Source organism: Pseudescherichia vulneris (assembly GCF_902164725.1).
Taxonomy (GTDB): Bacteria; Pseudomonadota; Gammaproteobacteria; order Enterobacterales; family Enterobacteriaceae; genus Pseudescherichia; species Pseudescherichia vulneris.
The window spans coordinates 336,264-347,185 of the sequence record NZ_LR607338.1 but is presented as its reverse complement, the minus strand read 5'-3'; the positions used below and the strand labels follow the sequence as shown (position 1 = coordinate 347,185).

General features: G+C 57.3%; 8 protein-coding genes and 1 tRNA gene. 6 read left to right on the top strand and 3 right to left on the bottom strand.

Annotation, left to right across the window (positions count from 1 at the left end; translation table 11 throughout):
- Positions 1–41: 41 nt before the first annotated feature.
- On the bottom strand, positions 42–1,499 hold the full coding sequence (gene pepD / locus FN633_RS01275; RefSeq protein WP_154056471.1) for a cytosol nonspecific dipeptidase: 1,458 nt from the start codon (positions 1,497–1,499) through the stop codon (positions 42–44).
- A gap of 255 nt (positions 1,500–1,754) precedes the next feature.
- On the opposite strand from pepD, the gene gpt reads away from it, so the two are divergent.
- The 3 genes from gpt to crl all read left to right on the top strand — a co-directional run bounded on the left by gpt (position 1,755) and on the right by crl (position 4,022).
- The gene (gene gpt, locus FN633_RS01270) at positions 1,755–2,213 is read left to right on the top strand and encodes a xanthine phosphoribosyltransferase (RefSeq protein WP_042395309.1); all 459 of its coding nucleotides are present in this window, start codon (positions 1,755–1,757) and stop codon (positions 2,211–2,213) included.
- Positions 2,214–2,318: 105 nt separating this feature from the next.
- Positions 2,319–3,563 carry an esterase FrsA gene (frsA, locus tag FN633_RS01265; protein ID WP_154056470.1) on the top strand — a complete coding sequence of 415 codons (1,245 nt, stop codon included), beginning with the start codon at positions 2,319–2,321 and terminating at the stop codon, positions 3,561–3,563.
- A gap of 57 nt (positions 3,564–3,620) precedes the next feature.
- Complete coding sequence (crl, locus tag FN633_RS01260; protein ID WP_154056469.1) at positions 3,621–4,022, top strand: sigma factor-binding protein Crl; 402 nt, start codon at positions 3,621–3,623, stop codon at positions 4,020–4,022.
- Between the two features lie 65 nt (positions 4,023–4,087).
- On the opposite strand, the gene phoE is transcribed toward crl, so the two are convergent.
- Complete coding sequence (gene phoE / locus FN633_RS01255; protein WP_154056468.1) at positions 4,088–5,152, bottom strand: phosphoporin PhoE; 1,065 nt, start codon at positions 5,150–5,152, stop codon at positions 4,088–4,090.
- A 292-nt stretch (positions 5,153–5,444) separates the two neighbouring features.
- On the opposite strand from phoE, the gene proB reads away from it, so the two are divergent.
- Together proB and proA are read left to right on the top strand one after the other, a co-directional pair.
- Positions 5,445–6,548: a glutamate 5-kinase gene (proB, locus tag FN633_RS01250; protein WP_154056467.1), complete on the top strand. Its 1,104-nt coding sequence runs from the start codon at positions 5,445–5,447 to the stop codon at positions 6,546–6,548.
- Between the two features lie 11 nt (positions 6,549–6,559).
- A complete protein-coding gene (gene proA, locus FN633_RS01245; protein ID WP_154056466.1) occupies positions 6,560–7,813 on the top strand; it encodes a glutamate-5-semialdehyde dehydrogenase in 1,254 nt (417 codons plus the stop codon).
- A gap of 45 nt (positions 7,814–7,858) precedes the next feature.
- On the opposite strand, the gene FN633_RS01240 is transcribed toward proA, so the two are convergent.
- The gene (locus FN633_RS01240) at positions 7,859–10,492 is read right to left on the bottom strand and encodes a bifunctional diguanylate cyclase/phosphodiesterase (RefSeq protein ID WP_279538267.1); all 2,634 of its coding nucleotides are present in this window, start codon (positions 10,490–10,492) and stop codon (positions 7,859–7,861) included.
- A 331-nt stretch (positions 10,493–10,823) separates the two neighbouring features.
- On the opposite strand from FN633_RS01240, the gene FN633_RS01235 reads away from it, so the two are divergent.
- Positions 10,824–10,899, top strand: a tRNA-Thr gene (locus FN633_RS01235).
- Positions 10,900–10,922 lie beyond the last annotated feature (23 nt).

Genomic DNA, 10,922 nt, shown 5'->3' with positions numbered 1-10,922 from the left:
TGTAGGCCCGGTAAGGCGAAGCCGCCACCGGGCGTTACTGTTTATTTAGCCGTGATCGACTTCAGCAGCTCGGTCAGCAGGGTCCAGTACTGGCCCACGCTCTCGATGTGTACCTGCTCATCCGGGGAGTGCGGACCAGTGATGGTTGGCCCGATGGAGACCATATCCATATCCGGGTACGGCTTTTTGAACAGGCCGCACTCAAGACCGGCGTGGATCACCTGGATGTTCGGCGTTTTGTCGAACAGGCGCTGATAGGTTTCACGCACCAGCTGCATCACCGGCGATTTTGCATCCGGCTGCCAGCCTGGGTAGCTGCCTTTCGCCGAGGTCTGCGCACCTGCCAGCTTGCCTAACGACTCCAGCATGCTGACCACGTACTCTTTACCGCTGTCGATCAGGGAGCGGATCAGGCAGATGATCTCTGCGCTCTCGTCCTGCATGGTAACCACGCCCACGTTCAGAGAGGTTTCCACCACGCCTTTCGCTACGTCAGAGTTACGGATCACGCCGTTCGGCGTGGCGTTCAGGAGCTGAACAAATGCGTCGCGGGAAGCGGTGGTCAGCGCAGCTTTATCAGAGGACACGCTCTCCAGCTGCACGGTCAGGTTCTTCTCTTTGATCGCCAGCTCGTTGGTCAGGATAGCCTGGTACGCTTCGGCCAGCGTCTTCAGCTGTTCAGCTTTATCTGCCGCAATGGCAACGGTGGCGAAAGCTTCGCGCGGAATGGCGTTACGCAGCGTGCCGCCGTTGAAGTCCAGCAGGCGCAGATCCAGCTCGGCAGCGTGACCGGCGAGGAAGCGGGCCAGCAGCTTGTTGGCGTTGCCAAGGCCGAGGTGGATATCGCCGCCGGAGTGGCCGCCTTTCAGGCCCTTCAGCGTCAGGCGGAAGGTCTCAAAGCCAGCCGGAACCGCTTCGCGGGAGAGGGCGAGGGTAGAGATAAAGTCGATGCCCCCGGCGCAGCCCATGTAGATCTCACCCTCTTCTTCAGAGTCGGTGTTGATCAGGATATCAGCCTGTAACCAGCCTGCCTGCAGACCAAACGCGCCGTCCATACCGGCTTCTTCGGTCATGGTCAGCAGCACTTCCAGCGGGCCGTGAGCCACAGCGTCGTCTGCCAGCACCGCCAGCGCAGAGGCCATGCCGATACCGTTATCCGCCCCCAGGGTCGTGCCGCGGGCTTTTACCCACTCGCCATCAACGTAAGGCTGAATCGGGTCGACGGTGAAGTCGTGCACGGTGTCGTGGTTTTTCTGCGGCACCATATCCAGGTGCGCCTGTAACACGACCGGCTTGCGGTTTTCCATGCCAGCGGTGGCAGGCTTGCGGATCAGGATGTTGCCGACCTGGTCGCGCTCGGCGTGAAAGCCTTTCTCTTTCGCCCAGCCCATAACGTGTTCAGCAAGCTGTTCTTCATGATAAGAGGGATGCGGAATAGAGCAGATCTTGGCAAAAATATCCCACAGCGGCTGGGGGGATAGTTGAGATAGTTCAGACATAATGATTCTCCATGTCAATGGCCTGCAAAACAGAGGGGCAGGGCATAGGATGAGTGATTACAGAGCATCACGCGCGTTGCGGGTGAGAGAAATTCAGAATACCACTTTATTGCCTGTCTGAGTGTGACACGTGTAAAAAGCGCAGGGCGGGCCGCGTAACACTGGTTTTTAGTGCGTCAGATCTCTATAATCTCGCGCAACCCATTTTCCCCTGAACACATTTAAGCCGTTTTACAATAGGCTGGGACACTTCACATGAGCGAAAAATACGTCGTCACCTGGGACATGTTGCAAATTCACGCCCGCAAGCTGGCCGCGCGCCTGATGCCGTCAGAACAGTGGAAAGGCATCATTGCCGTTAGCCGTGGTGGTTTAGTACCGGCTGCCCTGCTGGCCCGTGAGCTGGGTATTCGCCATGTTGATACCGTTTGCATCTCCAGCTACGACCACGACAACCAGCGCGAGCTGAAAGTGCTGAAACGTGCTGAAGGCGACGGTGAAGGCTTTATCGTGATTGACGATCTGGTGGATACCGGTGGTACCGCCGTGGCTATCCGGGAGATGTACCCGAAAGCCCACTTCGTTACTATTTTCGCCAAGCCGGCCGGTCGCCCGCTGGTGAATGATTACGTGATCGATATCCCGCAGGATACCTGGATTGAGCAGCCGTGGGACATGGGCGTGGTCTTCGTACCGCCTATCTCTGGCCGCTAAGCTGCTTTTTTCTTAACTTTACGCCCGGTTATGCCGGGCGTTCTGTTATTTAGCGTCCGGCAGGTTACAATAGGTGAAGTGACGTAATCATGGAGGCTGCGCGCAATGTCCCAGGCTAACCTCAGCGAAACCCTGTTTAAACCCCGATTCAAACATCCCGAAACCTCGACGCTGGTGCGCCGTTTTCAGCGGGGCAACCCTCCTGCTATGGCCTCCGCGCTGGACGGAACCAACGTTCCGCACTGGTATCGGCTGATCAACCGCCTGCTGTGGGTTTGGCGCGGGGTCGATCCGCGTGAAATTCTCGATGTGCAGGCGCGGATCGTCATGAGCCAGGCCGAGCGTACCGACAGCGATCTGTATGACACAGTGGTGGGCTATCGCGGCGGCAACTGGATCTACGAGTGGGCGACCCAGGCGATGAAGTGGCAGCAGAAGGCCAGTCAGACCGAGGACGATGCCCTCAGCGGTCGTCAGTGGCTTCACGCCTCTAATCTCTACAGCATTGCGGCTTACCCGCATCTGAAAGGTGACGATCTGGCCGAGCAGGCCCAGGCCCTGGCCAACCGCGCCTATGAAGAGGCCGCTCGTCGTCTGCCCGGCACGCTGCGTGAGCTGGAGTTTGCCATTCCCGGCGGCTCGCCGCTGGTGGGCTTTCTCCATATGCCAAAAGGCGACGGCCCGTTCCCCACGGTGCTGGTGTGCGGCGGCCTTGATAGCCTTCAGAGCGACTACTACACCCTGTTTGAGCGCTACTTCGCGCCGAACGGCATTGCGATGCTGACGCTCGATATGCCGTCGGTCGGCTTCTCCTCGAAGTGGAAGCTGACCCAGGACTCCAGCATTCTGCATCAGCACGTGCTGAAAGCGCTGCCGGACATTCCGTGGGTCGATCACACCCGCGTCGCCGCCTTTGGTTTCCGCTTTGGGGCGAACGTTGCCGTCCGGTTGGCCTACCTGGAGTCCCCGCGCCTGAAAGCAGTGGCCTGCCTTGGGCCGGTGGTGCACTCGCTGCTCACCGACTCCCAGCGTCTCAGCGGGGTGCCGGAGATGTACCTCGACGTGCTGGCCAGCTGTCTCGGGATGCATGATGCCTCAGACGAGGCGCTGCGCGTGGAGCTGAACCGCTACTCGTTAAAAACGCAGGGCCTACTGGGACGCCGCTGTCCTACGCCAATGCTCTCCGGCTTCTGGAAAAACGATCCCTTCAGCCCGGAAGAGGAGTCCCGGCTTATTGCCTCTTCCTCTGCCGACGGCAAGCTGCTGGAGATCCCGTTTAAGCCGGTTTATCGCAATTTTGATAAGTCACTGCAGGAAATTACTGCTTGGGTGAAGCATAGATTGCGTTAATGCGTTACTTAATTCCATTGATTTGGTAAAACAGTTGCATCACAAAAGGAGATCGCAATGACGTTACCGAGTGGACACCCGAAAAGCAGACTGATCAAGAAGTTTATGGCGCTTGGCCCTTACATCCGCGAGGAGCAGTGCGAAGGGAACCGTTTCTTTTTTGACTGCCTTGCCGTATGCGTCAACGTGAAACCGGCTCCAGAGAAGCGTGAATTTTGGGGCTGGTGGATGATAATGGAAGCCCAGGAACAACGCTTCACCTATACCTACCAGTTTGGCCTGTTTAATAAAGAGGGCCACTGGGAGCCGGTTGCTATTAAGGATGCGGAAGTGACCGATCGTCTTGAGCATACGCTGCGGACTTTCCACGAGCGCGCCCGCGAGCTGCTGGCCTCGCTGGAATTAAAGCTGGAGCCTGCCGACGACTTTAAAAATGAGCCGGTCAAACTCAGCGCCTGATTAATCTGACACCATAAATAAAAAAGGCCCTTCACCGACATGAAGGGCCTTTTTGTTATTCAGAATTAGAACTGGTAGGTCACGCCCAGAGCAACGATATCGTCGTTGGTGGTAACCAGGCGGTTATCGTCGTCAATCTGGTTGATTTTATAATCAACGAAGGCCGACATGTTTTTGTTGAAGTAGTAGGTTGCGCCCACGTCAATATAGTTGACCAGATCCTCGTCACCAAAGCCTTCAATATCTTTGCCTTTGGTCAGGACATAGCCCACGGACGGACGCAGACCGAAATCGAACTGGTACTGGAGCACGGCTTCGAAGTTATCCGCCTTGTTGGCAAAGCCAGCCGAGGACGAAATCGGGGTCATGTTGTAAGAGACGCCGTAGAAGGCCGCCGCGTAGACGTTGTTGGCGTCATACTTCGCGCCAGCAGCCCAGGCTTCCGCATTCGCGCCACGACCCAGAGTCATCCGGTTCTGCGCATCGGTGCGGTCAGAGTTAGCGTATGCGCCAACGATAGAGAAGTCGCTGCCGCCGAAGTCATAGGCCAGAGAAGTACCGAAGCCGTCGCCGTTCTGTTTCACGACGCTGCTGCGGCCGTTTTCGTTTTTACCCTGATACTGCAGAGTCAGATCCAGACCGTCTACCACGCCGAAGAAGTCGGTATTACGGTAGGTCGCCACGCCGCTGGTACGTTTGGTCATAAAGTTGTCGGTACGGGCCAGGCCGTCACCGCCGAACTCAGGGAACATATCGGTGTAGGCGGCCACGTCATACAGCACGCCCAGGTTACGGCCGTAATCCAGTGAGCCAAAATCTTTAATCTTCACCCCGGCAAAGGCCAGACGGGTTTTCTGTCCGGAGGTGCTTTCGTCGTTATTACCGGCAAACTCCGCTTCCCAGCGACCGAAGCCCGTAATCTGATCGTTAATTTGTGTTTCGCCTTTAAAGCCGAAACGAACGTATGTTTTATCGCCGTCGTTGCTGTTGTCATCGCTGAAGTAGTGCATGGCTTTTACTTTGCCGTAAACGTCCAGCTTGTTGCCATTTTTATTAAAAACTTCTGCGGACTGTACAGATGCGGAAGCAGCCAGACCCATTACCACTAATGCCAGAGTACTCTTTTTCATTTTGATTCCCGATTTAAACAAAAGACGCTCTAATATTCGCCAGGCTTATACCTGCTGAAAACAGAGAGGGTTTTAACGTTCGGAAATGAAAGATTTATGACAATCCAGGAATAATTTTAAAAATCGATGTTTATTTATTTCTGCAATAAAACTGTAAGGATCTGCCGCTAGGCTTGCCGATCCACGCAGCAATTGTTCACCCTTTTGACCGAGGTTATTGGCAAGCGGCCTCACTCCTGTTACAACGTCAGACTGACATCACATTTCCTTATTCGTAAAACGGCAGAGAATCATGAGTGACACCCAGACGCTGGTGGTAAAACTCGGCACCAGCGTGTTAACGGGCGGATCGCGCCGCCTGAACCGCGCCCATATTGTAGAGCTGGTACGCCAGTGCGCGCAGCTGCATGCCGCAGGGCATCGTATTGTTATCGTCACATCCGGGGCGATCGCCGCCGGGCGCGAGCATTTGGGCTACCCAGAGTTGCCCGCCACCATCGCCTCCAAGCAGCTGCTGGCGGCGGTCGGGCAGAGCCGCCTGATCCAGCTTTGGGAGCAGCTCTTCTCCATCTACGGGATCCACGTGGGCCAGATGCTGCTGACGCGTGCCGATATGGAGGACCGGGAGCGCTTCCTCAACGCCCGCGATACTCTGCGTGCGCTGCTGGATAACAGCATTGTACCGGTGATCAACGAGAACGATGCCGTAGCTACTGCCGAGATCAAAGTCGGTGATAACGACAATCTCTCTGCGCTGGCCGCCATTTTGGGTGGGGCGGATAAGCTGCTGCTGCTCACCGACCAGCAGGGCCTCTACACCGCCGATCCGCGCAATAATCCGGATGCCGAGCTGATCGCCGATGTTCACGGCATTGACGATGCGCTGCGTGCCATCGCGGGAGACAGCGTCTCCGGACTCGGTACCGGCGGTATGGGCACTAAACTGCAGGCCGCTGACGTCGCCTGCCGGGCGGGCATCGAGACGATTATTGCTGCGGGCAGCAGGCCGGGGGTGATCAGCGACGTGCTGAACGGCGTGCCGGTGGGAACGCGCTTCCATGCCCAGACCTCACCGCTGGAGAGCCGCAAGCGCTGGATATTCGGCGCACCGCCAGCGGGTGAGCTTACCGTGGACGAAGGGGCAACGATGGCGATCCTGGAAAAAGGCAGCTCGCTGCTGCCAAAAGGGATCAAAAGCGTGACAGGCAACTTCTCCCGTGGTGAAGTGATCCGTATCCGTAATCTGGAAGGGCGGGACATCGCTCATGGCGTCTCCCGCTACAACAGCGACGCGCTGCGACGCATCGCTGGCCAGCACTCACAACAGATCGACACCATTCTCGGCTACGAGTATGGCCCGGTTGCCGTCCATCGCGACGACATGATCACCCGTTAAGGAGCAGACGTATGCTTGAACAGATGGGCATCGCTGCGAAAGCAGCCTCGTATAAGCTGGCGCAGCTCTCCAGCCGAGAAAAAAACCGCGTTCTGGAGAAGATCGCTGACTACCTGGAGGCCCAGGCGCATGACATTATCCAGGCTAACGATCAGGATGTGCTTGAGGCCCGGCGCAACGGCCTGAGCGAAGCGATGCTTGACCGTCTGGCGCTCAACCCGCAACGCCTGAAGAGCATCGCCGACGACGTACGCCAGGTCTGCAAGCTGGCGGATCCGGTCGGCCAGATTATTGACGGCGGACTGCTCGACAGCGGCCTGCGTATCGAACGCCGCCGGGTTCCCCTCGGCGTAATCGGCGTGATCTACGAGGCGCGACCTAACGTTACCGTTGACGTGGCTTCCCTCTGCCTGAAGACCGGCAACGCGGCGATCCTGCGCGGCGGCAAAGAGACCTGGCGCACCAACGCCGCCACTGTGAAGGTGATCCAGCAGGCGCTGGAGGAGTGCGGACTGCCGGCAGGCGCGGTCCAGGCGATTGAGAGCCCGGACCGGACGCTGGTAAACGAGATGCTGCGCATGGATAAGTACATCGACATGCTGATCCCACGCGGTGGGGCAGGGCTGCACAAGCTGTGCCGCGAGCAGTCGACCATTCCAGTGATCACTGGCGGTATCGGCGTATGCCATATCTATGTGGATGACACCGCCGAGATTGACCCTGCGCTGAAGATTATCGTCAACGCCAAGACCCAGCGCCCAAGCACCTGCAACACCGTAGAGACGCTGCTGGTGAACCTGCAGATTGCCGAGCGTTTCCTGCCTGCGCTGAGCACCCAGATGGCGCAGAGCGGCGTAACGCTGCACGCCGACGCGGCGGCACTGACGACGCTGCAAGGTGGTCCGGCGCACGTCGAAGCGGTGAAGCCGGAGCAGTATGACGATGAGTTTTTATCTCTCGATCTCAACGTTAAGCTGGTGGCCTCGCTCGATGAGGCAATCGAGCACATTCGCGAGCACGGTACCCAGCACTCGGATGCGATCCTCACCCGTACCCTGAGCAACGCCAACCGCTTTGTGAACGAGGTGGATTCCTCTGCGGTCTACGTGAATGCCTCCACGCGCTTCACCGACGGCGGACAGTTTGGACTGGGCGCAGAAGTGGCCGTGAGTACGCAAAAACTGCACGCTCGCGGCCCGATGGGCCTTGAAGCGCTGACCACCTACAAGTGGGTTGGCTTCGGCGACGATACTATTCGTGCCTGATGGTCGTGCATGATTGTCTGCGGGCGACATACGCCGTCGCCCGCGCTATCCCTGACTCTGCTGGCCTGTTCGCTCCTGCGCAGCCGCGTCCAGCGCGGCCATCTGCTCCCGGAGCGCCGTCAGGCTGAGCGGCTTGCCGATCAGGTAGCCCTGGGTTTCATCGCACTCCATCATCATCAGCTTCTGAAGCTGCCCCTCGGTTTCAACCCCCTCTGCCGTAATACTTAGCGAGAAGGCTTTACCCAGGCCGATAATATTTTTAACGATGGTATTGGCGCTGTCGCTCTCTGGCATATCGGAGATAAAGGATTTATCGAGCTTAATACCATCAAAGGGGAAGTTGCGCAGATAGCTTAGGGACGAGTAGCCCGTACCAAAGTCATCCATCAGCAGCTTCACCCCCAGCTTTTTCAGCGCCAGCATCAGTTCAAGGCTATTTTCAGGGTTCCACAGCGTGGCGTTTTCAGTAATTTCGATCTCCAGCCTGGCCGGGTCGAGCAGCGATGCCTGGAGCGCATCCCTGACGCGATCGATCAGACCCCATGACTGGAACTCCACGGCAGAGATATTCACCGAGACGGAGAGGCCGTGCAGGGATTGCTGCGCGTCGTGACAGGCCGTTTTGAGTACCCAGTCGCTGAGGGGGATAATCAGACCGGTCTCCTCCGCGAGGGAGATAAACTGATCCGGCATCAGCAGGCCGAGTTCCGGATGATCCCAGCGGATCAGCGCCTCTACGGCGATAATACGCGAGGAGTTGTGTCCGTAGCGCGGCTGATAAACCAGGCGGAACTGCTGCTTTTTCAGGGCGTCGCGCAGGCTATTTTCCATTTCGCGCCGCTGGACCATCTGCTCGGCCATCTCAGGGGTGTAAAACATCCATCTGTTGCGCCCGGCGTTTTTGGCCTTGTAGAGCGCGATATCTGAGAAGCGCAGCAGCTCTCCCGCGTCTACCGCATCCTGCGGAGCCATAGCGATACCGATGCTGGCACCGATAAATATCTCATTGCCGCCGATCACAAAGGGACGTGCCAGCTCGCCAATGATTCGATTGCAGAGAAGTTCGATATCACTGCGATCCTGGATATCAGAGATGATGAGGATAAATTCATCCCCACCCTGGCGCGCTACCAGATCGTAATCACGTACGCAGCTCCGCAGCCTTGTTGACACCTCGTGCAGAACGGCATCGCCTGCGCCGTGGCCGAACAGGTCATTAACCGGCTTAAACTTGTCCAGATCGAGGCTCATCATCGCCAGCGGATGCTCCGGCGTAGGCAGCGCCCGCAGCTTGCCCTCAAGGAACTCGCGCATGCGGACCCGGTTTGGCAGCCCGGTCAGCTCATCGTGCCGGGAGAGATACTCTACCCGCGCCTGCGCCTCTACCTCGAGAGTGACATCCGTCGCGGTGCCCCGGTAGCCAACGATCCCTTCCGGCGTAACGACGGGTTTAATGGCGATATGGCAGTAGCGCTGGTGGCCCATAGCAGAAAGGTAGCGGCAATGCAGCAGCCGACGATGGCCTGTCTGGCCGGGCAGCGTGATCCACTCCGCCAGCGGCTGGTTATCCGCCTCCATAAATGCCGTTACGGGACGTCCCAGCCAGGCCGAGATACTGTGCCCGGTAATCCCCGGAAAACGATCGGAGAGCCAGGTAAAATGCAGGTCAGTATCCGTCTCCCAGATCCAGTCCGTGGTTGCTTCAGCCACGTCGCGAAAGCGGCGCTCGCTGGCAGTAAGGGCATGGCGACTCTGGGCCAGCAGGAAGGTATTTTCATCATACATGCGCGCTTTTTTGAGCACGTTGCGACTCAGAACCACGCTGAGAGCACCTGTAGACAGCGCCAGCAGGATCAGCAGCGGCAGGATGTAGCGCATGAGCTCCTGCCCTGGATCTTCACTTTTCCACTCGAAGGTTATCTGCTGGCCATCAATGGGAAGCGTCGCTATCCCGCGGCGTCCTGCCAATTTCGGGGCATCCTTTCGCTGCACGCGAGCCTGCGTAATACCGTACTCTTCACCTAGCGCGACCAGCTTTTTGTCATCCAGCACGTCGACAAACACCAGGGTAGAGGCCGGGCCGGGGAGGGAGACGATCCGTGAGTCGTCGCCGGTGGTGATGCGTGCGGCCGCCACCAGCGCCGGATGCCCAGCCTGCATCACAACCGTATTGGCTACCGGCATCGCGTCCGGTTTATTGATCGCCTGTAGCAGTTTGGGGATTGGGTCCTCTCCCAGCCATTCAGTGAGCGAACGGGTAACCAGTTGGCCATTGATGACGCTATATCGGGTCTGGCCGCTACCATCCAGCACAAACACGCCTTCGTAGGTAAAATCACGCCAGAGCGTCGCGCCCATATTCTGGCGGGTATAGGCCCAGTCGGTATCTACGTTAGGGTGCAGATGGCTGTAGGCCTCACCCCACCAGGCGTAGTCTTTGGTGTGAGTGGTAAGCGTCTCTACCCGATTATGGATCGCCTTCTCTAGCAGCATCGCGCTCTGCCTGTCGGCATCCTGATTAATATTCCGCACGATGATCAGCAACGCGACAATGGCGATAACAAACAGCGCCGTCAGGAGCGAGACCATCAGCAGCAGAGCGCGTTTGATAAAGGTTGTGGTACTTCTATGCTCCAGGTCAGGGCTGGACAGGTCATCGGTGACTGAGAATTTTTGCATTAGTTTATCCACTCTATCCAGCCCATCTGGTATCTGGTCTATCCGATCATCGGCCTGTTGTGGCGGAACTTGATCGCGGTCTGGTAACAATCAAGATAGGTGATTTTGAAAGAAAAAGAAGACATGACGGACTAATGTTAAAAAAATGTTGCTTGGTGTGATGACAGACACAACCAGAAGGGGAGTGAATAAGGCAATGACCATGCTTTTCGTGCTGAATTAGCAAGGTTGTGCTGTAAAAAACAACAACTAAACGCGAGGGGAGTTGACGAGGCGGACGCTTTTTCTTAACCTTGCATACCGTAGTCACGCTCGTGACGCGCCCGGATAAGCCGATATAGCTCAGTTGGTAGAGCAGCGCATTCGTAATGCGAAGGTCGTAGGTTCGACTCCTATTATCGGCACCAGTTTATCAAAAAAAACATCTTTG

Coding starts and splice junctions, on each gene's coding strand:
- FN633_RS01240 (WP_279538267.1), bottom strand. CDS start 10,492: ATGCAAAAATTCTCAGTCACCGATGACCTGTCCAGCCCTGACCTGGAG.
- proB (WP_154056467.1), top strand. CDS start 5,445: ATGAGTGACACCCAGACGCTGGTGGTAAAACTCGGCACCAGCGTGTTA.
- frsA (WP_154056470.1), top strand. CDS start 2,319: ATGTCCCAGGCTAACCTCAGCGAAACCCTGTTTAAACCCCGATTCAAA.
- gpt (WP_042395309.1), top strand. CDS start 1,755: ATGAGCGAAAAATACGTCGTCACCTGGGACATGTTGCAAATTCACGCC.
- crl (WP_154056469.1), top strand. CDS start 3,621: ATGACGTTACCGAGTGGACACCCGAAAAGCAGACTGATCAAGAAGTTT.
- phoE (WP_154056468.1), bottom strand. CDS start 5,152: ATGAAAAAGAGTACTCTGGCATTAGTGGTAATGGGTCTGGCTGCTTCC.
- pepD (WP_154056471.1), bottom strand. CDS start 1,499: ATGTCTGAACTATCTCAACTATCCCCCCAGCCGCTGTGGGATATTTTT.
- proA (WP_154056466.1), top strand. CDS start 6,560: ATGCTTGAACAGATGGGCATCGCTGCGAAAGCAGCCTCGTATAAGCTG.